The following is a 24482-nucleotide window of genomic DNA, read 5'->3' as shown; positions in this document are numbered from 1 at the left end:
AGAGGTCTGTCAGGCACCTGTGTCGGTGCCTGACAGAATGCATTCGCGGGCAAGCGCGCTCCTACAGTGCGCTTGCCCGTGAAGGTCGGGTGCTACCTCAATCCAGCGCCTTCCAGATATCGGTCGCGTACTCGCGAATCGTCCGGTCCGAGGAGAACCAGCCCATGCGCGAGGTATTGAGCACTGCCGAGCGCCACCATTCGCTCGGGTTGTGCCAGTGCGCTTCGACCTTGGCCTGAGCGTGCCAGTACGACTCGAAGTCCGCGCAGACAAAGAAGCGGTCGTAAGCGATCAACTGGTCGATCAGCCCGGCATAACGGTAAGGATCATCCGGCGAGAACACCCCGCCACGAATCGCTTGCAGCACATCGTTCAAACGACCGGAAGAGGCAATGTCGCCGTGGGCATTGAACTCGCCGGCATGTTTGCGCGCTTCGACTTCCTGCGCGGTCATTCCGAAGATGAACATGTGCTCAAGCCCGACTTGCTCGCTCATTTCCACGTTGGCACCGTCCAGGGTGCCTATGGTCAGCGCGCCATTTAGGCCGAATTTCATGTTGCTGGTGCCTGAGGCCTCAAGACCGGCTGTGGAAATCTGCTCCGACAAGTCGGCTGCCGGAATAATGCTCTCCGCCAGGCTGACGTTGTAGTTGGGCAGGAACACCACTTTCAACTGGCCGCGCAGTGTCGGGTCGTTGTTGACCGTGCGTGCGATGTCGTTGGCCAGTTTGATGATCAGCTTGGCCGAGTGATAACTGGCGGCTGCCTTGCCCGCGAAGATCTTCACCCGCGGCGCCCAGTTGGTGCTCGGGTCGGCGCGCATCGCCTGGTACAGCGCTACGGTGTGGAACAGGTTCAGCAGTTGGCGCTTGTACTCATGGATTCGCTTGACCTGTACATCGAACATCGCCTCAGGATTGATGACGATCCCCATGCGTTCCTGAATGATCGCAGCCAGCGCTTTCTTGCTCTGCAAACGCTGGGCGGCAAACTGTTTCTGGAAGTCAGGTTTTTCGGCGTACGGCTCCAGCTTCAACAGGGCAGTTTCATGGTTGTCGAGCACTTGTTCGCCCAGCTCGTTGACCAGCATCGAGGTCAGTTCCGGGTTGGACTGGAACAGCCAGCGGCGGAAAGTAATGCCGTTGGTTTTGTTATTGATGCGATCCGGATGCAGCTTGTGCAAGTGCGCAAACACGGTTTTGCGCATCAGTTGGGTATGCAACGCCGAAACGCCGTTGGTGCTGTGCGAGCCGATAAACGCCAGGTTGCCCATGCGCACGCGACGGCCGTTGTCTTCTTCGATCAGCGACACCGCACGCAGCAATCCGAACAGGTCCGGATCGTCTTTTTGCGACTCGCGCACGTTGTCGATCAGTTGGGCGTTGATCATATAAATGATCTGCATGTGACGCGGCAGCATGCGTTCCATCAGGCCCACCGGCCAAGTCTCCAGCGCCTCTGGAAGCAACGTGTGGTTGGTGTAAGCAAGGGTGCCGACGGTGATGCGCCAGGCTTCGTCCCACTCCACATCGTGCAGATCGATAAGGATGCGCATCAGCTCGGCCACGGCGATCGAGGGGTGCGTGTCGTTCATCTGGATTGCGGCATGCTCAGGCAGGCTGTTGATGGTGTAACCCATGTTCTTGTGCCGACGCAGCAAATCCTGCAACGAAGCGGACACAAAAAAGTACTCCTGACGCAGGCGCAATTCCTGGCCTGCTTCGGTGCTGTCGTTTGGATACAGCACGCGGGAAATACTTTCAGCTCGAACGACTTCCGCGACAGCCCCGACGTGGTCACCGGCGTTGAAACGCTCAAGGTGCAGGTCTTCAACGGCACGGGCGCGCCACAGACGCAGCGTGTTCACGGCCTTGCCGCGCCAGCCGACAACTGGTGTGTCGTAGGCAATCGCCCGAACGGTTTCGCCCGCGTGCCAGATTTGCCTTGTTTCGCCAGAGGCATCGAGCGCCGGGATTCCTGCCTCGTCCAGCACCGGCTGCACGCTGCCACCAAAGCCGATGAGGTAGATCACTTCCGGGCGTTCAAACTCCCACGGGTTGCCGAAGTCCAGCCAGTTTTCGGTTTGCTCCTGCTGCCAGCCGTCGACGATTGCCTGACGGAACAGCCCATGTTCGTAACGAATGCCGTAGCCGTGACCGGCAATGCCCAGGCTCGACATGCTCTCCATGAAGCACGCGGCCAGGCGACCCAGGCCGCCATTACCCAGCGCAGCATCCGGTTCAAGCGTGCGAATTTTTTCAAGATCGACGTTCAGACCCTTGAGCGCCACGCGGGCGGTTTCCAGGATGCCGAGGTTGCTCAGGCTGTCGAACATCAACCGCCCGATGAGAAATTCCAGTGACAAGTAATAGACGCGTTTTTTCTCTTGCTTGTAGACGTAGCGGGTGTGGTTCATCCACCGCTCGGCCATCTTGTCGCGTGTTGCCAGCGCAATTGCCATGAACCAGTCATGGTCGAACGCGTGGTCGGGATCTTTACCTACGGCGTACTCGAGTTTGTTGAGCACAGCTTCACGAAATGCTGCCACTTCAGCGTCACGAACATTGGGTTCCGGAGACATCGGTTACGACCTCATGTTGGTTTGACGATGCAAAGGGGTTGTTTGACTGTAGGGCGTGTCATCGGTTATGTCCTGCCAAATGAGTGAAATAACCGATGACACGACCCACGCTTCGACTCAAAGAGAGTGTTGTGGTTCGCTGGCGAATGCAATTCTCAAACGCCTGCATTGATCGTTCCATTTTCTCTGGAGCCGGGTAAAAGCGTGAAAAAACAGTGGGGCATGATCATTCATCGATTCGGGTTTATGATGCCCAACGGCAGATAGACAGCAGCCCCTGAATTAGACTTGGTGGAGCACCTATGCAGACTTTGTACCCGCAGATCAAACCTTATGCCCGGCACGATCTGGCAGTGGAAGAGCCGCATGTGCTGTATGTCGATGAAAGCGGTTCGCCCGAGGGCTTGCCGGTTGTGTTCATCCACGGTGGGCCGGGGGCGGGCTGCGATGCGCAGAGTCGTCGGTTTTTTGATCCCAATCTGTATCGCATCATCACCTTCGATCAGCGCGGCTGCGGTCGCTCTACTCCCCACGCCAGTCTCGAAAACAACACCACCTGGCATCTGGTCGAAGACCTTGAGCGCATCCGCAAACACCTGGGCATCGACAAGTGGGTGTTGTTCGGCGGTTCGTGGGGTTCAACGCTGTCATTGGCGTATGCGCAGACTCACCCTGATCGAGTGCATGCGCTGATCCTGCGCGGGATCTTTCTATGTCGTCCTCAGGAAATCGAGTGGTTCTATCAGGCGGGCGCCAGCCGTCTGTTCCCTGATTACTGGCAGGACTATCTGGCCCCCATTCCGCTGGATGAGCGTCACGACCTGTTGGCAGCGTTCCACAAACGCCTGACCGGCAGCGACCAGATCGCTCAGATGCATGCAGCCAAAGCCTGGTCGACATGGGAGGGTAGAACCGCCACGTTGCGCCCTAATCCGCTAGTGGTTGACCGCTTCTCCGAGCCGCAACGAGCGCTGTCGATTGCTCGAATTGAATGCCATTACTTCTCGCACAACGCATTCCTGGAAGAAAACCAGCTGATCCGCGACATGCCCAAAATCGCACATTTGCCGGGGATCATCGTGCACGGTCGTTATGACGTCATCTGCCCGCTGGACAATGCATGGGAATTGCATCAGGCATGGCCCAATAGCGAGCTGCAAGTGATCCGCGATGCGGGGCATGCGGCATCTGAACCCGGAATTACCGATGCGTTGGTGCGTGCAGCGGCACAAGTGGCGCGGCGATTGCTGGACCTTCCGCCGGAAGAGGCGTGACTAAACCTGCAGGAGCCAACTTGTTGGCGAGCGGGCTATTGCGTTGGGCCTGACACATCGCCTCGCGAACAAGTTCGCTCCTACAGGGGTAGGCGGCTATATGAGGTCTTCTGTAGGAGCCAACTTGTTGGCGAGGGGGCCGCACCGCAACCTTCTTGTTAAATAGGGTTTTTGGATGAAAGGTCTGCTGCAAAGGGTTTCCCAGGCGCGGGTCGATGTCGGTGGTGAAACTGTCGGCGCTATCGATCAGGGGCTTTTGGTGCTTATAGGGGTTGAACCCCAAGATACTCAGGCGAGCGCCGATAAGCTTTTGCATAAGCTGCTTAACTATCGGGTGTTCAGCGATCAGGACGGCAAGATGAACCTGTCGTTGAGTGACGTGCAGGGCGGCCTGTTACTGGTTTCCCAGTTCACACTCGTCGCTGATACCAAAAGCGGGCTGCGTCCGAGTTTTTCAAAAGCTGCGTCACCTGCACTGGGCGCCGAGCTTTTCGAATACCTGGTGCACAAGGCTAAAAGTTTGCACGCACAGGTCGCAACGGGCCAATTTGGTGCAGATATGCAAGTCCATTTGATCAATGATGGCCCTGTGACATTTTTACTTGAGGTGTGAAAAGCCGTTTTTGCCTGAAGGCCCGAATTTATTAGGTAAAAAGCCATAAATACTTTTGTTCACCTGATGCGTTGTAACGCGGCCTGCTAGATAATCGCGCGCTACAAAGACAGGTATTTGCCTGTCGAATCAGTAAAAACGCAGACTGGTCCGGCACCGCTTGGGGAATCATTAGCCTCTTTCGGAGTCGGAACAATGCTCGCCAACCCGGCATTTGATAGCTGGCCGTTGGTTTCTTCATCTGTTTTCGGCGAGGGTTGCTCGTGATTGTTAGTCCATGTAATGCACCAAAGACTTCCGGCAAGCGCTTGCACCGCGCGCTGTTGGCGGGGTCTGCTCTGTTTTGTCTATTGGGCGCCAGTCAGCTCTGGGCGTTTGATCTTGACGACGTGGCGACAAAGGCCAAAGAACTGGCCGGACAGAAGTTCGTAGCGCCCAAAAGCAACCTTCCAGCGGAATTTCGCGACATGAAGTTCGCGGATTATCAGAAGATTCGCTTCTTGCAGGACAAGGCTGAATGGGCCGCTGACAAAACGCCGTTCAAGATTTCGTTCTATCACCAGGGCATGCACTTTGATACGCCGGTGAAGATCAACGAAGTTACGGCTACAACTGTCGATGAGATCAAATACGATCCATCGCGGTTCGACTTTGGCGATGTGAAGTTCGATCCCAAGTCCACCGAGAACCTCGGTTACGCGGGTTTCCGCGTCATGTACCCCATCAACAAAGACGACAAACAAGACGAAATCATGACCATGTTGGGCGCGAGTTACTTCCGCGTCATCGGCAAGGGTCAGGTCTACGGCTTGTCCGCTCGCGGCATGGCCATCGACACCGCGATGCCGTCCGGCGAAGAATTTCCGCGTTTCACCGAGTTCTGGATCGAGAAGCCAAATCCGGACGACAACCATCTGGTGATCTTCGCGCTGCTCGATTCCCCTCGCGCGACCGGCGCCTACAAGCTGACCTTGCGTCCTGGCACTAACACGCTGGTGGACGTGCAATCGCGCATGTACCTGCGTGACAAGGTCGGCAAGCTCGGTGTAGCGCCACTGACCAGCATGTATCTGTTCGGCGCCAACCAGCCGTCCAAAGTGCTCAACTACCGTCGCGAGCTGCACGATTCCAGCGGTCTGTCGATTCAGGCAGCCAATGGCGAGTGGATCTGGCGTCCCCTGAACAACCCTAAACACCTTGCTGTCAGCAGCTTCTCGGTCGAGAACCCACGTGGTTTCGGTCTGTTGCAACGTGGCCGCAACTTCAGCCATTACGAGGATCTGGACGACCGCTACGACAAACGTCCTAGCGCCTGGATCGAGCCGAAGGGCGATTGGGGCAAGGGCACCGTCGATCTGGTTGAAATCCCGACTGCCGATGAAACCAACGACAACATCGTTGCGTTCTGGAAGCCGGAAACCCAACCTGCGCCAGGCGAGCCGATTGACTTCAACTACCGTCTGCACTGGACCATGGATGAAAACTCCATTCACTCCCCTGATCTGGGCTGGGTCAAACAGACCCTGCGCTCTACCGGTGACGTGAAGCAGTCCAACCTGGTGCGTCAGCCTGATGGCAGCGTTGCCTACCTGGTGGACTTCGTAGGTCCGGTTCTTGCCAAACTGGGTGACGATCCCGCAATTCGTAGCCAGGTCATCACCGACGACAACACTGAGTTGGTCGAAAACAATCTGCGCTATAACCCTGTGACCAAAGGCTGGCGCCTGACGCTGCGCCTGAAAGTCAAAGACACCAACAAGTCTGTCGAGATGCGCGCTTATCTGTTGCGTGAAAGCCCTGCCGAGCCTGGCAAGGAACCAGCAGTCATCACCGCTGACAAAACCGATAAGAATGCTGACAAAAAGGTCGATGCCAAACCGGCACCGGCTGCTCCAGTCGTTGCTAGCGCGCCCAAGGAATCGAAAGAGACCAAAGCGCCAATCGTTAACGCTGACGCAGCGCGCGCTGACGGCGTAAAAGCCGATGCAGCCAAAACTGCCGAAGCAACCAAAGTTGCCGAAGCCAAGGCCGATGCAGATGCATCACGCCCGGAAGCGGCGTTGGGCGATGCGGCAAAAGCCAACAAAGGCAGTAAGGACCTTCAGCAGCCAGCTCCAGCGGCTGCTTCCACCCAGCAGGACGCGGCCAAGATTCAACAAATCTTGACCGAGACCTGGAGCTATCAGTTGCCAGCCGATGAGTAATTCACAAGCCGTGCCTGAGTCTCTTAGCGAGTACCTGGCACACCTGCCGATGACCGATGAGCAGCGTGCCGAACTGGCAGGCTGTGGGTCATTCGCTGAGCTGCATGAACGCCTTTCGGCGCAGACGTTTACCGATCCTGCCGACGCCGCTCTGGTGTCGGTGGAGCGGCGTCTGACCCTGACCACTGCTGACGAACTGCACGACGCTGAGATGCTGGCTGTCGACGCTGCCGGTCGTGTCTGTCTGAAAGCAACGCCGCCGATCCGCCGTACCAAGGTGGTTCCAGAGCCTTGGCGCACCAATATTCTGGTGCGTGGTTGGCGCAGCCTGACCGGCAAAGGCAACCCGCCCAAGCCGTCCCACGACGATTTGCCACGCGACTTACCCAAGTCGCGCTGGCGCACGGTTGGTTCGATCCGTCGTTACATTCTGCTGATCCTCATGCTGGGCCAGACCATCGTGGCTGGCTTCTACATGAAAGGCATCTTGCCGTACCAAGGCTGGTCGCTGGTTTCGTTTGAAGAAATCAGCCACCAGACGCTGCTGCAAACCGCTGCACAGGTGTTGCCGTACGCACTTCAGTCCAGCATTTTGTTGCTCTTCGGGATCTTGTTCTGCTGGGTGTCTGCAGGTTTCTGGACTGCCTTGATGGGCTTTCTCGAACTGCTGACCGGTCGCGACAAATATCGAATCTCCGGGGCGAGCGCCGGTAACGAGCCTATCGAAGTCGGCGCACGTACCGCGCTGGTGATGCCGATCTGTAACGAAGACGTGCCCCGGGTGTTCGCCGGTTTGCGTGCGACGTTCGAATCGGTCAAAGCGACGGGCGATCTGGATCGTTTCGACTTCTTTATCCTCAGTGACTCCAACGAAACCGACATCTGTGTTGCCGAGCAGCAAGCCTGGCTTGACGTGTGTCGTGAGACCGGCGGTTTCGGCAAGATCTTCTATCGCCGCCGTCGTCGTCGCGTGAAGCGTAAAAGCGGCAACCTCGATGACTTCTGCCGCCGTTGGGGCGGGGACTACCGTTACATGGTCGTCCTGGACGCCGACTCGGTTATGAGCGGCGAATGCCTCACCAGCCTGGTGCGCTTGATGGAAGCCACCCCGGACGCCGGTATCATCCAGACCGCTCCGCGGGCTTCGGGCATGGACACGCTTTATGCCCGTATGCAGCAGTTTGCTACTCGTGTTTATGGCCCGCTGTTTACGGCTGGTCTGCACTTCTGGCAATTGGGCGAATCCCACTATTGGGGTCACAACGCGATCATCCGCATGAAGCCGTTTATCGAGCATTGCGCCTTGGCGCCGTTGCCGGGTAAAGGCGCATTCGCGGGGGCGATTCTGTCTCACGACTTCGTCGAAGCTGCGTTGATGCGCCGCGCTGGTTGGGGCGTGTGGATTGCCTACGATCTGCCGGGCAGTTACGAAGAGCTGCCGCCTAATCTGCTGGACGAGCTCAAGCGCGACCGCCGTTGGTGTCACGGTAACCTGATGAACTTCCGGCTGTTCCTGGTCAAAGGCATGCACCCGGTTCACCGGGCGGTGTTCCTGACTGGCGTGATGTCGTATCTGTCGGCGCCGTTGTGGTTCTTCTTCCTGGTGTTGTCGACTGCGCTGCTGGCCGTCAATACGCTGATGGAGCCGACGTACTTCATGGAGCCGCGTCAGCTGTATCCGCTGTGGCCTCAATGGCACCCGGAAAAAGCTGTTGCGTTGTTCTCGACCACTGTCGTACTGCTGTTCCTGCCCAAAGTGCTCAGTATCATTCTGATCTGGGCCAAGGGTGCGGTGGGCTTCGGCGGTCGGATCAAAGTCACGATGTCCATGCTCATGGAAGTGCTGTTCTCCATGTTGCTGGCACCCGTGCGCATGATCTTCCATACCCGTTTCGTCCTGGCCGCGTTCCTGGGCTGGGCCGCGACCTGGAACTCGCCGCAACGTGACGATGACTCCACGCCATGGAGCGAGGCCGTTAAACGCCACGGTCCGCAGACCTTGCTGGGCTTTTGCTGGGCGCTGTTGGTGTGCTGGCTGAATCCGAGTTTCTTGTGGTGGCTGGCGCCGATCGTCGGTTCACTGATGCTATCGATTCCGGTGTCGGTGATTTCCAGTCGCACCAATCTCGGCCTCAAGGCGCGTGACGAGAACCTTTTCCTAATTCCGGAAGAGCACACGCCGCCGCAGGAGCTGGTGTCAACCGATCAATACACCCACGAGAATCGTTGGCACGCGCTGAAAGACGGTTTCGTCCGCGCAGTCGTCGATCCGCAGCAGAACGCATTAGCGTGCGCGCTGGCGACATCGCGCCACCGCCACGCCGAGCCGATTGAATGGATGCGCATCGAGCGTGTTCGTCACGCGGTCAAGGGTGGTCCGGAATTACTCAACAACAACGAGCGTCTGGCGTTGTTGAGTGACCCGGTCGCGTTGGCTCGTTTGCACGAAGTGGTGTGGACTGAAGGGCTAACGTCCTGGCTTACCGCCTGGCGCGAGTCGATTGAAGCCGACCCGCACGCGCCGCTTCTGCCGTTACAACCTGCCGGTCATGTGCTTGAGCCGACGCTCGTAAACGCCTGATCGCTGGCTGAAATAACGACGCCCCTGAAGCTCATGCTTCAGGGGCGTTTTTTATTGTCACGCCGGTATTGTCACGCCGAACCTGTAGGAGCGCGCTTGCCCGCGATTGCGATGTGTCAGACGTCACTGATGTGCGATGTGCCGACGTCTTCGCGGGCAAGCGCGCTCCTACAGTCAGGATCGAGCCGGTTTCATGAAACCCGAAACTTCCCCACCATCGCCTGCAAATCCAGCCCCAGCCGCGCCAGCTCTGCACTGGACGCGGCAGTCTGCTCGCTTGCCGCTGCTGTCTGATCGGAGATATCGCGCACGTTCAAGATGCTGCGGTTGATCTGTTCGGCCACGGTGCTCTGTTCTTCTCCCGCTGTGGCGATTTGCTGATTCATGTTCTGGATGGTCGAGACCGTTCGGGTGATGTGTTCCAGTGCGCTGCCCGCGCGTCGGCTCAGTTCCACGCTGCTGTCGGTCAGGCTTTTGCTGGCGTCCAGAGCGTTGACTACTTGCTGCGTACCGCTTTGTAAGGCCGCAATCAACTCCTCGATTTCCTCGGTGGACTGCTGGGTCCGCTGCGCCAGGCTACGCACTTCATCAGCCACCACGGCGAAACCCCGTCCGGCTTCCCCGGCCCGTGCCGCTTCGATGGCCGCATTCAAAGCCAGCAAATTGGTTTGCTGAGAAACCGATTTGATCACGTCGAGCACGCCTCCGATCTTGTCGCTCTCGGACTTGAGCTGGCTCATCGCCTGGGTTGAGTTGGTCACCTCGCTGGCCAGCCGCTCGATCTGTTCAATGGCATCGTTGACCACGGCGTCGCCCTCGCGCGCCTGCTGATCGGCCTGGCTTGCCGCTTCCGAAGCCTCTTCGGCATTGCGCGCCACCTCCATGACCGTGGCGGTCATCTGGTTCATGGCTGTGGCCACCTGATCGGTCTCCTCCTTCTGGTTGTTAACGCCCACTGCTGTTTGCTGAGTCACCAAGGACAATTGAGCGGCCGCGCTGGCGATTTTGGTTACCCCTTCGCTGATACCGCCGATCAACTGCCGCAAGTTCAGCGTCATCGACTGCATGCGTTGTTGCAACTCGCCCATTTCGTCACGGCGGGTAACGACGAGGTCTTTGCTCAGATCGCCCTGAGCGATTCGTTCGGCAGCGCTCAGCGTCTGGCGCAGCGGGGTGATGATTTGCTGGGTGATTAGCCAGGCCGCCAGCAAGCCGAGCATCAGCGCCAGTCCTGCAACTGCGGCCAGTGCGGTACGTGACCGTGTGGCCTCGCTGTCACGGCGGGCGCTTAGCAGGGTGCTCAGCTCGTCTGTCGATGTCAGCAGTGTTTCGCCCAGCGCTTCCATGCTTTCGTGGGCAGCTTCGGTCTTCACCTGAATCTCTTTGAATTGGCCCAACTGGCTGCGGTAGTTCTGTAGCGCCTGGCTGGCCAGTTTCAGGCCGGATGCGCTGCCCTCGGTCTGATCCTGGGAGATCTGGCCGATCTCTTTCAGTGACTCGTCGATGGCCGTGATTGCCGAGACCTCGTAACTTTCCTGCCCGCTGAACACGTAGGCGAGCACCTCGTACCGGGCATTCTGTATCTGCCGCCGCAACTGAAGAATGTTGGTGAATTCTTCCAGCTGCTCGCTGCTGTCTTGCTCCTGGCTCACAGCTTTAAGCACCTCGCCTTCAACCTGGCCTACCGCTGCCACCGCTTGCTCAGCGTGCTCGTTCAGGCGCAGATGGGCCGAGGCTCGATCTTTGAGCAACTGGCCAAGATCAGTGAAGGTTTTCTCCAGGGTACGCACGATTTCGCTCTGGCCGTTCAACAGTTTGAGCTGCTCGGTAAGATCCGTGTCCGCGCGCAGCTTTATCAGGTGCGCTTCGATTTCATTGAGTCGATCAACGACTCGGGCTGAGCTTTCAGGCGTGTTTTCAGTACGGAAAGTAATGCGCTCGGCGCGCAGGTCTTTGGTCATGCCGTTAAGTTGGCCGACGGCGGAGATCGATTCCGAACGCTCGATCATCGTGTCCAGCCCATGCCAACCGGTGAGGGCAATCGCCAGGGTCAGCAGCAACACCAGCCCGAAGCCCAGTGACAGCTTGAGTTTGACGCTGGTATTACCGAGCGCCTGATTCATCCCTCCAAACATGGTGTATCTCCTGCGAATGAGCAATCAAAGGCCCGCCCGGCAACAGCTGAGCGTGCGTTGAAAGCGCATCGGCAAGAGGTTTAATTGCACGACCTGAACTGGTCGTAGGAGATTTCTGATTAGAGGGGCGGGGTGATGTGGGTCACAAATCCACCTGGCTGTAGGAGCGCGCTTGCCCGCGATCGCGTTTTGTCAGCTGTAAGCGTGTCAGCTGATAGATCGCATCGCGGGCAAGCGCGCTCCTACAAGTATTGCAATCTTCCCAAGATCAACACTTAAACGCGAAAGCGACCTACCAACGTCTGCAAGTGCGTACCCAGCCGCGCCAACTCGACGCTGGAGGCTGCGGTTTCTTCACTGGCCGCGGAGGTTTGTTCGGAGACGTCGCGCACGTTCAGCACGCTGCGATTGATCTCTTCTGCTGTAGCGCTTTGCTGCTCGGCAGCGGCAGCGATTTGCTGGTTCATGGCTTGAATCGCGGATACGGTTTTGGTTATGTTTTCCAGCGAGCTGCCAGCCCGACGGGTCAGTGCCACGCTGCTGACGGTCAACTCACGGCTGTTGTCCATGATGGTCGCGACCTGCTGGGTGCCGTTCTGCAGACCAGCGATGAGGGATTCGATTTCTTCAGTCGACTTCTGCGTGCGTTGGGCCAGGCTGCGCACTTCATCAGCGACCACCGCAAAGCCACGACCGGCTTCGCCTGCGCGTGCCGCTTCAATGGCGGCGTTGAGCGCCAGCAGGTTGGTTTGCTGCGCCACTGACTTGATCACGTCCAGCACGCTGCCGATCTTGTCGCTCTCGCGCTTGAGTTCGCCCATGGCCTCGGTGGAGTGGCCCATTTCGCTGGCCAGTCTTTCGATCTGATCGATAGCTTCGTTCACCACCCGATCGCCCTCACGGGCTTGCTGATCGGCTGCAACGGCGGCTTCCGACGCCTCCTCGGCGTTGCGTGCGACTTCCTGCACCGTGGCCGCCATTTCGTGCATGGCGGTGGCGACTTGGTCGGTTTCAACTTTCTGGCTGTTAACCCCTGCGCTGGTTTGCTCGGTCACCGCGGAGAGCTCTTCCGCCGCGCTGGCGATTTGTGTCACGCCATCGCTGATGCCGCTGACCAGTTGGCGCAGGTTAACGGTCATGTCCTGAATGCTGCTCTGCAACTGTCCCAGCTCGTCGCGTCGGTTGACGACAAGGTTATGGGTCAAGTCGCCAGCCGCAACGCGCTCGACGGCAGTCAATGTGTCGCGCAGCGGATGGGTGATTTGTCGGGTAATCACCCAGGCCGCAATGATCCCGAACAGCAATGCGATCAGGGTGGCGATGCCGAGGGTTTTCTTGGCGCTGCTGCTGTCAGCTTCGCGCTTGGTGTTCTGGGACATGTTCATTTTGTCGCTGAGGTCCAACAGTTGCTGACCCAACGCAGTCATTTTGTCCATCGCCTGACGGCTGCCCAGTTGCGCGTCGCGGTAGACACCTACGGCCGCGCGGTAGCCTTTGAGTGCAACCCCCGCACGCTGCAATTGGGGAATGTATGCCGCCGGAATCTCGCCTGCCAGGGTATTGATACTGGTCACTGCGTCGTCAATGGCTCCCGTCGCGTTCTTCTCGAAATCCGGGTTGCCGCTGTAGGTGTAACCGCGCACCTGGAAGCGTGCTTGCTGAATCTGCTTGCTCACCTCCACGGCGCTGTTGAACTGCAGGATATTGTCGTGCTGCAACAGGGTTTGTTCGATCTTGCCCACTTCGTCTACAGCGGCGTCGGCGGTTGCGCCCAGGTTGACGCGGCTGGCTTCGCGAGCCTGGATGGCTTTGGTCATGTCCTCGAACGCGCGACGATAGTCGACTGCAACCTGAATTTGCGTGTCCAGCAGCTTCAGGTCCTCAGGGTCTTCCATTTTGGCCCGAGCTGTTTTCAGGGACGCGTCGAGCTTGTCGAGGGTTTTGCTGACCTCGGCGGCAGCTTCAGGGCTGAATTTTGCGTCGTAGACCATGCGTGCAATGCGCAGCTCCAGCGTCGCTTCATTGACCAGCGAGATGTTGCCGAGCTTGTCGCCTCGGTCGATCACGGAAGTCACACCCGACCAGCCAGTGAGCATGATGAGCACAGTGAGCAGCAGCACCAGGCCAAAGCCAATACCGAGCTTTAGACTGACGCCTGCATTGGCGAGACGTTGGGCAAACCAGCGAGTCATGATGATTCCTTCAGCGTTGTTATTGTCGACGCCTGTGCATCGGCGCGGCGTAACAAAACTGAAGGACTGTGAGAAATTTCCAGATGAAGTGTGGGAGGGAGCTTGCTCCCGCGGGATTAGTGATGGCTCGCGGGATTTGCTTTGTGGTCAGAACAGGCGCGACAGGAGGGCGGTGACGGCGGTTTCGACTCGCAGAATGCGCTCGCCGAGTTGCACCGGTTGCAGGCCGGATTTGCGTAGCAGTTCGATTTCGTAGGGAATCCAGCCGCCTTCCGGACCGATGGCCAAGGTGATGGGCTGTTCGACGGCGCGGGGGCAGGGCGGGAAGTCACCGGGGTGGCCTACCAAACCCAATGTGCCCTCGACCAGCGCGGGCAGCCGGTCTTCGACGAATGGCTTGAAGCGCTTCTCGATGATCACCTCAGGCAGCACGCTGTCCCGGGCTTGCTCAAGCCCGAGGACCAATTGCTCGCGAATCGCCTCGGGTTCCAGGAACGGCGTCTGCCAAAAGCTCTTCTCGACGCGGTAGCTGTTGAGCAGAATGATTTTTGGCACACCCATGGTCGCGACGGTCTGAAACACCCGACGCAGCATCTTGGGCCGTGGCAGGGCCAAAAGCAGGGTCAGCGGCAGTTTGGCAGGTGGTTCTTTATCGAACTGGACCGACAACTCGGCCTCATGAGGTTCCAGCCGCAGCAGTTCAGCGCTGCCTAACTGCCCGCCCAGGCGGCCCACGCGCAGGCTGTCGCCAACTACCGAGCGATGCACTTCCTGCATGTGCTTGAGGCGGCGGTCGCGCAGAACCACGCGATCCGCCGCGATGAAGTCAGCTTCTTCGAGCAGCAGTAAATTCACGGCTGGGTCGCTGGCGGCTGATCCTGTTTGTCTTCAGCGGCTTCGTCGTCTTCATGGTCACCACGCTTGGTGATCATCGAACTGCACAGCACGCCGATCTCGAACAACAGCCACATCGGCACGGCCAGCAGCGTCTGCGAGAAAATGTCCGGCGGTGTCAGGATCATCCCCACCACGAAGCAACCGATCACCACATACGGGCGAATCTTCTTCAGGTATTTGACGTCGACAATGCCGATCCACACCAACAGCACCACGGCCACCGGAATCTCGAACGCCACACCGAACGCGAAGAACAACGTCATCACGAAATCCAGGTAGCTCGCGATGTCGGTCATCATCGACACGCCTTCAGGCGTCACGCTGGCGAAGAAGTGGAAAATCAGCGGGAAGACCAGGTAATAGGCGAAGGCCATACCGGCGTAGAACAGAATGATGCTCGACACCAGCAGCGGCACCGCCACGCGCTTTTCATGCTTGTACAGGCCAGGCGCGATAAAGCCCCAGATCTGGTGCAGGATCACCGGCATCGCGAGAAACAGCGCCACCATCATCGTCAGCTTGAACGGCGTGATGAACGGCGAGGCCACATCGGTGGCGATCATCGTTGCGCCTTCGGGCAGGAACACCCGCAGGGGTGCGGAGACGAAGGTGTAGATCTTCTGCGTGAAGTAAAACAAGCAGCCGAAGATCAGGAAGATCGCCAACACGCAACGCAGCAGGCGCGAGCGCAGTTCAGTGAGGTGCGAGACCAGCGGCATCTGCTGGTCGTTTTCCGGGATAGTGCTCATGGGGCTCGCGGCGGCAATGACGAATCGTTGGCGGAAGGCGCAGTCTGCACCGGCACAGTGTGGTTGGCAGGTGACGGTTCAGCGGCGGGGGCCGGTTGAACAGGCTCCGGACTGATGCCGGTATGGCTCTGAGCACTGACCGATGCACTTTCAGCCGGCGCTGCCGGGCCGATGTCGGCGCTTTGCAGCGTCGGGGCGGGCGGCGTAGGGACTGGCGTTGCTGCGGTGACCGGTAGCGGTGGGTCTGCAACCGGCGCGGCCGCAGGCGTTACCGACGTAGCGGGCTCGACGGGCGGTTGCTGCGGCGAAAGAATCTTGCGCGCTTCCTGCTCCATCGAAAGGATGTGCTCGTTGTGCAATTGGCGACGAATTTCGTCGGCGCCAATTTCGCGTTCAACTTCCTGTTTGATCGCATTGAAGCTGCGTTTCAGGCGTCCGACCCACAGCCCTGCCGTGCGTGCGGCGCCCGGCAAACGCTCGGGGCCCAGCACCAACAAGGCGACGAGCCCGACGAGCAGCAGTTCAGAGAAGCTGATACCAAACATGCGTCACGACCTAGTCTTTACGGATGGGCTCTTCGACTTTCTGTGCTTGCGCGTCGATGGTGTGCGGCTGGTTCAGCGGCGAAGACTGAGTCGTCGTGTGCGGCTGTGGCTGTGGCTGCACCGGCGGTTGCTCCGGGGCTTTCTCTTCATCGCTCATGGCCTTGCGAAAGCCTTTGATCGATTCGCCAACGTCGGTACCAAGGCCCTTGAGCTTCTTGGTGCCGAAAACCAGCACGACCACGATCAGAATGACGATCCAGTGTTTCCAGTCAAAAATACCCATGACGCGTTCCTCGTAATAAATTCAGAGCCCGTAAGCGCGAGTGTTCATTCAGCCGAACGAGCAGCCTTTTCATCGTGACCGGACAGCCCGAAGCGGCGATCCAGTTCATCGAGCACGGCCTGTGGATGTTGACCCAATGACGCCAGCATCACCAGGCTATGGAACCACAGGTCAGCGGTTTCGTAGATGACATCGCTGCAATCGCCGCTGATGGCGGCGTCCTTGGCAGCGATGATGGTTTCGACCGACTCTTCGCCGACCTTTTCCAGAATCTTGTTCAGACCCTTGTGATACAGGCTGGCGACATAAGAACTGTCGGCCGCCGCGCCTTTGCGTGCTTCAAGCACCTCAGCAAGGCGAGACAAGGTATCAGTCATGTTCAGTGTCCTGCTTGATAAATGGCATCGGGATCTTTGAGGACCGGGTCCACAGTCTTCCAGCCAGCGTCATCGTATACGCGGTAGAAGCAGCTTTCACGCCCGGTGTGGCAGGCAATGCCGCCGATTTGCTCGACCATCAGAATGATGACGTCGGCGTCGCAATCCAGACGCAGTTCGTGCAGCTTTTGCACGTGTCCTGACTCTTCACCCTTGCGCCACAGCTTGCCCCGCGAGCGCGACCAGTAAATGGCGCGGTTCTCGGCGGCGGTCAGGCTCAAGGCTTCACGGTTCATCCAGGCCATCATCAGCACACGCCCGGTCTTGTGATCCTGGGCAATTGCCGGAACCAGGCCGTCGTTGTTCCAGTGAATCTCGTCCAGCCAGTCTTTCATCGTCGGCTCCGGCCGCTCTGAGGAAGGGTTAGTGTGCCAGCGGCCTGCGCCCATGGCTATCGACGAACGACCAGATACAGGCCCGCCACTAGCATGATCCAGGTCGGCACGGCATTTAAAGCGACCCATTCGGCGCCTGATTGCACGTGCGCCGATGCCATCACGGCGCCACCGGCCAGCAACGCCGCGCCGATCAGCCGCAGCGCCCAGTGGTCACCACGCTCGCGCCACGGTGGCGGTGGATCGTTGCGATGGGGTTGCGACATGCGCTCAAGCAGATCGCGGGTCATGCCCGCCAGATGCGGAATTTGCTCGACTTGGGATTGCAGATTGCCCAGCAAAGTTTTCGGGCTGACACGCTCACGCATCCATCGCTCGAGAAACGGCTGCGCGGTACTCCACAAATCCAGGTCCGGATACAGCTGACGGCCCAGGCCCTCAATGTTGAGCAGGGTTTTTTGCAGAAGTACCAACTGCGGCTGAACTTCCATATTGAAACGGCGAGCGGTCTGGAACAGACGCATCAGGACCTGCCCGAAGGAGATGTCTTTGAGCGGCTTCTCGAAAATAGGCTCGCACACGGTACGAATGGCGGCTTCGAACTCGTTGAGCTTGGTTTCGGCGGGCACCCAGCCGGAGTCGATGTGCAGTTGCGCCACACGACGGTAGTCACGCTTGAAGAATGCGAACAGGTTGCGCGCCAGATAGTCCTGATCTTCAGGGGTCAGGCTGCCGACGATGCCGCAGTCGATGGCGATGTACATCGGGCTCCACGGCTTTACCGTGCTGACAAAGATGTTGCCGGGGTGCATGTCCGCGTGAAAAAAGCTGTCGCGAAACACTTGGGTGAAGAACAGCTCTACGCCGCGTTCAGCGAGCATTTTCATGTCGGTGCGCTGATCGGCCAATGTCGCCAGATCGGTGACCTGAACGCCGTAGATGCGCTCCATCACCAGCACTTTCGGCCGGCACCAGTCCCAATAGACCTGCGGCACGTAAAGCATCTCCGAACCTTCGAAGTTACGTCGCAGCTGGCTTGAGTTGGCCGCTTCGCGCAGCAGATCGAGTTCGTCGTAGATGGTTTTTTCGTAGTCCAGAACTACATCAACCGGGTGCAGCAAACGGGCATCGGCGGACAGGCGCTCAGCGATGCGCGCCAGAATGAACAGCCACGCCAGATCAGAGCCGATGATTGGCTTGAGGCCCGGGCGCACGACTTTCACGACGACTTCTTCGCCAGTCTTCAACTGCGCGGCGTGAACCTGCGCCACCGAAGCCGAAGCCAGCGGCTCGACGTCAAACCGGCTGAACACCTGGCTGATCTTTGCGCCCAGTTGGGACTCGATCAGGTCGATGGCCTTTTGTGACTCGAACGGTGGCACGCGGTCCTGCAATCGCATCAGCTCGTCGGCGATGTCTTCTGGCAACAGGTCGCGACGGGTGGACAATAATTGGCCGAACTTGATGAAGATCGGGCCCAGGTCCTGCAACGCCAGACGCAGGCGTGCGCCGCGGGTCAGTTCGCTTTTGCGTCGTGGCAGCCAGCGCCAGGGCAACACATAGCGCACGGCCAGCAGCCACCACGGCAACGGCAAGGCGAACAGCAGATCATCGAGGCGGTAGCGAATTACAACGCGCTGGATGCGAAACAGACGGCGGACGGCAAGCAGGCTCATGCGTTATCGCTGGATTTGAGGGATTGGGCGAGGCGTTCGAAGCGGGCTTCGAGGCGTTCGAGGTCTTGTTTGGCCTGGTCGATTTCAGCAAAGCGGGCTTGCGCTTCACGTGTGCCGACCAGCGTGCGTGATTCTTCGCTCAAGTAATCGGCGAGGTTGTGGCTCAGGCTAGACGCGGTGTCGCGGGTCCAGTTCGCGCGGCTGCGCAGATGAGCGCCGATCAGCGGGCTGGCGACAGGGCCCAGCCAGCGCGACAGCTCGTATTCCCAGTCCAGATCGAGGTCTTGCAGCACGCCGACCAGCTCCAGCAGCACGGCGCTTTCACCGTCTAGCTCGACTTCCGGGCTGTGCAGTACGGAGGTTTTGTCTTTGCTCAGGGCCAGACGTATCAGGCTCGCAGCCGGTGCACGCAACGTGCAGTCGGCACCCGCATCCCAGTTGGAGGCGAGCATCAGGCCTTCGTCGCTAGGCAGGATGAACAGGTGAAACGCCGGGGTGGTGCATTCCACGGCGATCACTTTGCCGCTTAGCCGATCAAGGCGCGGCAACGCGGTGCTGTCCATTCGCAGCACGCGGTTGATGCCGTGTTCGGCGCTTGCCAGCAGGCCGCGAATCAACATCAGGGCTTGATGCCGCGGTGCAGGGCGACGATGCCGGAGGTCATGTTGTGGTACGTCACGCGGTCGAAACCGGCATGAACCATCATCGCTTTGAGGGTTTCCTGATCCGGGTGCATGCGGATCGATTCGGCCAGATAGCGGTAGCTCTCGGAGTCATTGGTGATCAACTTGCCGGCCAGTGGCATGAACGCGAAGGAGTACGCGTCGTAGATCTTGGACATGACCGGGTTGGTGGGTTTGGAGAACTCCAGCACCAGTAACCGACCGCCCGGCTTGAGAACGCGCAGCATCGAGGCAATCGCGTCTTCTTTGTGCGTGACGTTGCGCAGACCGAAGGCAATGGTCACGCAGTCAAAGTAGTTGTCGGGGAAGGGCAGCTTTTCGGCGTCGGCCTGAACGAAGCTCATGTTACCGGCCACGCCACGATCCAGCAGGCGGTCGCGACCGACACGCAGCATGGATTCGTTGATGTCAGCGAGCACCACTTCGCCGGTGGGGCCGACGAGGTGCGAGAATTTTTTTGCCAGATCGCCTGTACCGCCGGCGATGTCGAGCACGCGGTTGCCGACGCGTACGCCAGACAGTTCGATGGTGAAGCGCTTCCAGAGGCGGTGCATGCCGCCGGAAAGGACGTCGTTCATCAAGTCATACTTGGCGGCAACGGAGTGGAAAACCTCGGCGACTTTGTCGGCCTTCTGGCTTTCCGGTACGTTTTTGTAACCGAAGTGGGTGGTGGGTTCGGCATCGCTGCCTTTGCGCGGATCGTTCATATCGCTGTCACCGGAATAAAGTGCGGCCATTCTAATCGCCGGGGCTGGCTTTGTCTTGACAAGGCTTGCCGCCAACAGTTTCTTCGCTGTGACCCGCTGTTATAGTGCGCCCACGATTTACCCCTTGATGAAGGAGTCTTTGAATGGCCCGAATTACCGTTGAACGCGCTCATTCCCTGGGCAAGGAAAACGCCCGGGAAAAGGCTGAGGTCATGTTGCAAAAGCTGTCGGACAAATACGGTATCGCCCATGAGTGGGACGGCGACACAGTCGCGCTGGAAGGCAAGGGCGCCAAAGGCACGGTCGATGTTGAGGATGATCTGGTGCGCGTAAACATAGAACTGAATTTCTTTCTGTCCGCCATGAGTGGCTCGATCAAGTCAGAGGTCGAGAAGCAGCTGGATAAAGTGCTGACCGCCTGAGCAACGGCCCCCCTGTAGGAACGAACTTGTTCGCGAGGCGGCGTACCTGACACACCGCATCCACCTTCTCGCCAACAAGTTGGCTCCTACAGATCTGGATTTTTCACAGCCACCCATCCCTAGGGTGAGCTTTCTAATTTTTCTCTCTACTTTGTGCCCATGCCCCACACCCCGGGGCGGTATCTCCTATCCCTTTCGAGCGTGAGGTGCACCATGGCCAAAGTTACTTTGAAGAAAATCAAAGCCGAAGAGACGCATAGCTTTTCTGAAGTGCGTCTCTACGCGCGCAAAATCTGGCTCGCGGGTCTGGGCGCTTACGTCAAGGCTGGCCAGGAAGGCGCCGAGTACGTCAAAGAGCTGATTAAGACCGGAGAACAGACCGAGAAGAAAGCTAAAAAAGTCATCGATGAAAAAGTCGATGCCGCCAATAGCGAGATCGATTCGGTCAAAGACGATGTCACCAAAGTGAAGGGCCGCGTCGAAGTTCAGTTCGATAAAATCGAGAGTGCGTTCGACCGACGTGTCGCCAGCGCCTTGAATCGCATTGGCATTCCGTCTAAACATGATGTTGAGACACTCTCTGCTAAGCTCGATGAGCTGACGGCATTGCTCGAACGTGTCGCGCGTAAACAATAAGGAGAGCGGGATGGCTGGCAAAAAGAAAACCGAAAAAGAAGGCAGCTCCTGGATTGGCGAGGTTGAGAAATACTCGCGCCAAATCTGGCTGGCTGGTTTAGGCGCTTACTCGAAGATCAGCAATGACGGCAGTAAGCTGTTCGAAACATTGGTCAAAGACGGCGAGAAAGCCGAGAAACAGACCAAGACAGTCGTCGAGAAACAGGTCGACACGGCCAAGGCCGGCACCAAATCCCGCGTCGGCGATGTGAAAGATCTGGCGTTGGGTAAATGGGGCGAGCTGGAAGGAGCTTTCGACAAGCGTCTGAACAGTGCGATCTCCCGGTTGGGCGTTCCAAGCCGCAACGAAGTCAAAGCGCTGCACGGCAAAGTCGATTTGCTGACCAAGCAGATCGAGAAACTGACCGGGTCTTCGGTGACTCCGATCTCGAAAACCGCAGCTACAAAACCCGCGGCCAAACCAGCTGCCAAGCCGCTGGCCAAAGCCGCCGCCAAGCCTGTTGCCAAGGCAGCCAATAAAGTCGCAAGCAAGACGGCAGCGGCTAAACCTGCGGTTGCGAAAGCTGCGACCAAGCCGGTGGCTGCAGCGTCCAAGGCGGCCGCGTCTACTGCAACGAAAGCCAAATCGGTGGCGGCAAAACCTGCTCCGAAGCCTGCGGCGAAACCAGCAGCCAAACCGGCTGCTGCGGCCAAACCCGCCGCCAAGCCGGTCGCTGCAAAACCAGCGGCCAAACCCGCAGCAGCCAAGAAACCTGCGGCGAAAAAACCTGCTGCACCCAAGCCAGCCGCCGCCGCGAAACCGGCCGCCACCAGCCAGGCTTCAACGGCAAACACAGCGGCGGCTACCCCTGCACCAAGCGCTCCGGCAGCCAACTCGGCGAATGCATCCACCGCGTCGACACCTGCCAGCCAGTCCTGATCACAGGCTGGAAACAACAAAACCCGGTCTGTGAAAGCAGGTCGGGTTTTTGTTTGCTTTTCTGAGGCCAGTGCTAGGTGCGATACGAGTCTGCGTGAGTGACCTTTCTTAGCTTCCTCCATTGGGAGCGTACCGCTTTACCAAACGCGGGGGAGGCGCTAAAGAGCACGATTGCGGCCAGCGAGATCCACCACGCAGGTCGCAAACAGCTCCATACGTATTGATTGAGCCAAATACGCACTATTCGGAGTCTGTATTCCCGAAGACTAAGCTCAGACAACTGTTCAACCTCCTTCGCGGTGTAAAGCGTGGCCAGCGCAAATCCCGTGGTCAGAAAGCGCTCAGGGAAATCCACGCCAGCCTGATGGCAGTTCAAGACCCTGAAGTTGCACCTCAAAACGCAGTCCCACAACTTCAGATTGTCCATCCGGACGTCGCAAGGGTATCTGAGGTTTACATTGATACCCTGAGTGCGCAGTGCGCCAAGCATGAGTGATTGCTCGGCGACCACTCGCACTGACGAAAACCCGTTGAAGCTTCCGAACGGATTGCGTGAAGGTCTTCCATTGAAGATGTCTTCTCGACTGAGTAAAGGCTGGTTCCATAGCGTGATCATGGCTTCACGGGTGCCAAACTGAACCAGGTCTGACACATGAAACAGCATGGGCATCCGTTCCGGGTTGCGCAGATACAACGTGGTAAGAGTGATCGGTGTTTCGAAGAGCTTCGTATCGTCTGGCGCTGTCTCTTCAGGTTCACCGATCACGGCAAGGGCGGCGCTTGTGAGGTTGTGATCTGCGCGTAGCTTCATGACGTAAGCTCGTTTAGACGCCTGGATGCCGGCCCAGGTCGAGTGGAGCATGCGATTCGTGTTGATCTGGTTGCCAGCGTCGTCGAGCAGGCAGCCAGGATCATCCAGCAAGATGATCTGATCCGCATGGACTTGCGAGATGTCCTCATGTTTCCAGGTCGACACGATTATCTCAGCGTCCGGAAGATGCTTTTTGACTGACGCGATGCAGGCGAAAATATTACGCTCGGGACTTAGCGTGCGAAACAAAGGCCCTTGAATGACGACACTTATTTTTCCGGAGTCAACTCGGGTAAGAGCACGCATGGTGTTCAGGCCCTAGTGGTTATTTGATTGTTGAGCTTCTCAGCGAGCATCAAACTCAGGGCGACGACGGTGACGGTCGGGTTACGCGAACCGCAGCGCGGGAACAAGGCTGCACCGGCGACGAATACGTTGTCTGTGCCCTTCAGTTTGAAGTCTGGACCGACAACGGCATTGGGCCCATTGCCCATGCCAAGCATCCCGACCAGATGGTGCGTCCCAAATGCATTCATGTAGTGTTTGCGCTCGACAGCACGCAGCGGTTTAGCCCCAAGCTTTTCAAGCTTTGCGTAGATGTCGGCAATGATTTGGTTATAGCGAATTTTGTTTTGGTGGTAACCCGTGGTGTCCATCGAGACTTTTTCGTCCTTGAAAGTCAGGTTAACGTCCCACTCCGGTGGAATTTCGAGCAGCACGAACAGGTTCAGCGTCGAGCCCAGTTCACGGATGGCTTCTTCTGTTTTCCACTCGTTGAGTTTGTCGATGTCCAAAGCGCTGGCTAAAACGGCTTCATCTGAAGGTGTCATCAGGCCCAGCGTGGTGTACTCGATACCGTCGTGCTCACCGCACAACTCGGGAATAACTACCTGCGCTGCCGTATTCACCTGAAAGAAAGGCACTGTCGTCCCCGGTAAAACGCAGGCCAACTCGGCGACAGCATGGTCCTGATAGTGGTGGCCCATTAAGTGTTTGGGGGTACTGATCGGCAGATTGCTCTTGCACAACAGCTTCAACGACTCGACGCCGTGCGCCGCTACGATCACGCGATTAAAACCGATGGTCATCGGCCCGTTCTCAGTTGTGCAGATTGCCTCCACAGCGTTGCCATTCTCAAAACGCAATCGGTCGACCATCACGCCGTTCATGACCGACGTATTGCCCCTGATGTGCTGGGCGCGCGTTTTCGCATCCATGGGGCAAAGCTCGCAGTCTCCTGCGCCCGCACAATGCCCTTGTCCGTCAGCTCCGTCGTTTGAAAGGTTGTGGGCCTGCGCACCGATATAGGCTGCGGGGAAATAGGGCTCCAGCGCCTGGTGCCATGTTGTGGCACCTTTGATTGCTGCGGTTGAATGGCGGCTTTCCGGGTCTTTTGGATCGGCGCTGATTCGCAGCAGTTTCTCGGCGGTGTTGTAGAACGGCTGGATGTCTTGGTAAGAGAATGGCCAAGGAAACTGAGTGCTGTCATTTGCAAATACCTTCTCAGACAGGCGAAAGCTCAGTCCACCCCAATGATTCGAGCAGCCACCGTCCACCAGAATGTATTCGGAAGCACAGTCTTCTGGGATTTGCTCGGGAGTATTGAACGCATGCCTGGATTCGTAAGCGCGACGTATGAGGCTGTGATGACTCTCGGTTTTTTCCATGGTCATGAAGCGCTCACGGCGTTCGAAAATGTTGAATTTCTCGCCACGCTCGACAATCAGGCAGTCCGCACTCAATGGGCCAGCAACCGTTCTGCCAGCAAATCCATTCCCGATGATTAATGTATCGATGAACAT

General features: G+C 58.1%; 21 protein-coding genes and 1 pseudogene. 7 read left to right on the top strand and 15 right to left on the bottom strand.

All coding sequences use genetic code 11. The annotated features are described in order from the left end of the window. Nucleotides 1-97 precede the first annotated feature (97 nt). Nucleotides 98-2581, bottom strand: a complete 2484-nt coding sequence (locus tag ACWKV9_RS04385) for a glycogen/starch/alpha-glucan phosphorylase (RefSeq protein WP_483834874.1) — start codon at nucleotides 2579-2581, stop codon at nucleotides 98-100. Between the two features lie 302 nt (nucleotides 2582-2883). Between ACWKV9_RS04385 and pip the strand changes: the two genes are divergently transcribed. From pip to mdoH, 4 genes are all read left to right on the top strand, one after another. After that, nucleotides 2884-3855: a prolyl aminopeptidase gene (pip, locus tag ACWKV9_RS04380; RefSeq protein WP_483834873.1), complete on the top strand. Its 972-nt coding sequence runs from the start codon at nucleotides 2884-2886 to the stop codon at nucleotides 3853-3855. Between the two features lie 175 nt (nucleotides 3856-4030). Next, nucleotides 4031-4468: a D-aminoacyl-tRNA deacylase gene (dtd, locus tag ACWKV9_RS04375; RefSeq protein WP_483834872.1), complete on the top strand. Its 438-nt coding sequence runs from the start codon at nucleotides 4031-4033 to the stop codon at nucleotides 4466-4468. Nucleotides 4469-4725: 257 nt separating this feature from the next. After that, nucleotides 4726-6672, top strand: coding sequence for a glucan biosynthesis protein G (locus ACWKV9_RS04370; protein WP_483834871.1), 1947 nt, complete (start codon nucleotides 4726-4728; stop codon nucleotides 6670-6672). Beyond that, nucleotides 6665-9253: a glucans biosynthesis glucosyltransferase MdoH gene (gene mdoH, locus ACWKV9_RS04365; RefSeq protein WP_483834870.1), complete on the top strand. Its 2589-nt coding sequence runs from the start codon at nucleotides 6665-6667 to the stop codon at nucleotides 9251-9253. The genes ACWKV9_RS04370 and mdoH overlap by 8 nt, the downstream gene beginning before the upstream one ends. A 191-nt stretch (nucleotides 9254-9444) precedes the next feature. Here the strand turns inward: mdoH and ACWKV9_RS04360 are convergent, their stop codons facing one another. The 12 genes and pseudogenes from ACWKV9_RS04360 to ubiE form a co-directional block, all read right to left on the bottom strand. After that, complete coding sequence (locus tag ACWKV9_RS04360; RefSeq protein ID WP_483834869.1) at nucleotides 9445-11388, bottom strand: methyl-accepting chemotaxis protein; 1944 nt, start codon at nucleotides 11386-11388, stop codon at nucleotides 9445-9447. A 275-nt stretch (nucleotides 11389-11663) separates the two neighbouring features. Continuing rightward, the gene (locus ACWKV9_RS04355) at nucleotides 11664-12527 is read right to left on the bottom strand and encodes a methyl-accepting chemotaxis protein (protein ID WP_483835380.1); all 864 of its coding nucleotides are present in this window, start codon (nucleotides 12525-12527) and stop codon (nucleotides 11664-11666) included. Further along, a pseudogene (locus ACWKV9_RS04350) lies at nucleotides 12519-13484 on the bottom strand (methyl-accepting chemotaxis protein); the annotation flags it as partial. The pseudogene ACWKV9_RS04350 and the gene ACWKV9_RS04355, both read right to left, overlap by 9 nt. A 243-nt stretch (nucleotides 13485-13727) precedes the next feature. Continuing rightward, nucleotides 13728-14435, bottom strand: a complete 708-nt coding sequence (locus ACWKV9_RS04345) for a 16S rRNA (uracil(1498)-N(3))-methyltransferase (protein ID WP_483834868.1) — start codon at nucleotides 14433-14435, stop codon at nucleotides 13728-13730. Beyond that, entirely contained in the window at nucleotides 14432-15226 is a 795-nt protein-coding gene (gene tatC / locus ACWKV9_RS04340; RefSeq protein ID WP_483834867.1) for a twin-arginine translocase subunit TatC, read from the bottom strand. The genes ACWKV9_RS04345 and tatC overlap by 4 nt, the downstream gene beginning before the upstream one ends. Then, nucleotides 15223-15771, bottom strand: coding sequence for a Sec-independent protein translocase protein TatB (tatB, locus tag ACWKV9_RS04335; RefSeq protein WP_483834866.1), 549 nt, complete (start codon nucleotides 15769-15771; stop codon nucleotides 15223-15225). Before tatB ends, tatC begins: the two co-directional genes overlap by 4 nt. 10 nt (nucleotides 15772-15781) lie before the next feature. Continuing rightward, a complete protein-coding gene (locus ACWKV9_RS04330) occupies nucleotides 15782-16054 on the bottom strand; it encodes a twin-arginine translocase TatA/TatE family subunit (RefSeq protein ID WP_483834865.1) in 273 nt (90 codons plus the stop codon). A 44-nt stretch (nucleotides 16055-16098) separates the two neighbouring features. Beyond that, nucleotides 16099-16431 (bottom strand): phosphoribosyl-ATP diphosphatase, encoded by a 333-nt coding sequence (locus tag ACWKV9_RS04325; RefSeq protein ID WP_483834864.1) that lies wholly within the window; start codon nucleotides 16429-16431, stop codon nucleotides 16099-16101. Between the two features lie 2 nt (nucleotides 16432-16433). Next, nucleotides 16434-16826 (bottom strand): phosphoribosyl-AMP cyclohydrolase, encoded by a 393-nt coding sequence (hisI, locus tag ACWKV9_RS04320; RefSeq protein WP_483834863.1) that lies wholly within the window; start codon nucleotides 16824-16826, stop codon nucleotides 16434-16436. 56 nt (nucleotides 16827-16882) lie between these two features. Then, complete coding sequence (ubiB, locus tag ACWKV9_RS04315) at nucleotides 16883-18502, bottom strand: ubiquinone biosynthesis regulatory protein kinase UbiB (RefSeq protein ID WP_483834862.1); 1620 nt, start codon at nucleotides 18500-18502, stop codon at nucleotides 16883-16885. Next, nucleotides 18499-19122, bottom strand: coding sequence for a ubiquinone biosynthesis accessory factor UbiJ (locus tag ACWKV9_RS04310; protein ID WP_483834861.1), 624 nt, complete (start codon nucleotides 19120-19122; stop codon nucleotides 18499-18501). Before ACWKV9_RS04310 ends, ubiB begins: the two co-directional genes overlap by 4 nt. After that, on the bottom strand, nucleotides 19122-19892 hold the full coding sequence (gene ubiE, locus ACWKV9_RS04305) for a bifunctional demethylmenaquinone methyltransferase/2-methoxy-6-polyprenyl-1,4-benzoquinol methylase UbiE (protein WP_483835379.1): 771 nt from the start codon (nucleotides 19890-19892) through the stop codon (nucleotides 19122-19124). Before ubiE ends, ACWKV9_RS04310 begins: the two co-directional genes overlap by 1 nt. A gap of 143 nt (nucleotides 19893-20035) precedes the next feature. Here ubiE and ACWKV9_RS04300 point away from each other — a divergent pair, with 143 nt between their 5' ends. The 3 genes from ACWKV9_RS04300 (at nucleotide 20036) to ACWKV9_RS04290 (ending at nucleotide 21869) form a co-directional block, all read left to right on the top strand. Continuing rightward, on the top strand, nucleotides 20036-20314 hold the full coding sequence (locus tag ACWKV9_RS04300; protein ID WP_483834860.1) for a polyhydroxyalkanoic acid system family protein: 279 nt from the start codon (nucleotides 20036-20038) through the stop codon (nucleotides 20312-20314). A gap of 213 nt (nucleotides 20315-20527) precedes the next feature. Next, nucleotides 20528-20950 (top strand): phasin family protein, encoded by a 423-nt coding sequence (locus tag ACWKV9_RS04295; protein WP_483834859.1) that lies wholly within the window; start codon nucleotides 20528-20530, stop codon nucleotides 20948-20950. A gap of 10 nt (nucleotides 20951-20960) precedes the next feature. Further along, nucleotides 20961-21869, top strand: a complete 909-nt coding sequence (locus ACWKV9_RS04290; RefSeq protein ID WP_483834858.1) for a phasin family protein — start codon at nucleotides 20961-20963, stop codon at nucleotides 21867-21869. 73 nt (nucleotides 21870-21942) lie between these two features. Here ACWKV9_RS04290 and ACWKV9_RS04285 read toward each other — a convergent pair whose 3' ends face one another. After that, complete coding sequence (locus tag ACWKV9_RS04285; protein ID WP_483834857.1) at nucleotides 21943-22986, bottom strand: WavE lipopolysaccharide synthesis family protein; 1044 nt, start codon at nucleotides 22984-22986, stop codon at nucleotides 21943-21945. A 5-nt stretch (nucleotides 22987-22991) separates the two neighbouring features. After that, nucleotides 22992-24482 carry a GMC oxidoreductase gene (locus ACWKV9_RS04280; protein ID WP_483834856.1) on the bottom strand — a complete coding sequence of 497 codons (1491 nt, stop codon included), beginning with the start codon at nucleotides 24480-24482 and terminating at the stop codon, nucleotides 22992-22994.

The organism is Pseudomonas corni, from assembly GCF_057128765.1.
The sequence above is the reverse complement of the archived record's forward strand: the minus strand, read 5'-3'. Positions and strand labels throughout refer to the sequence as shown.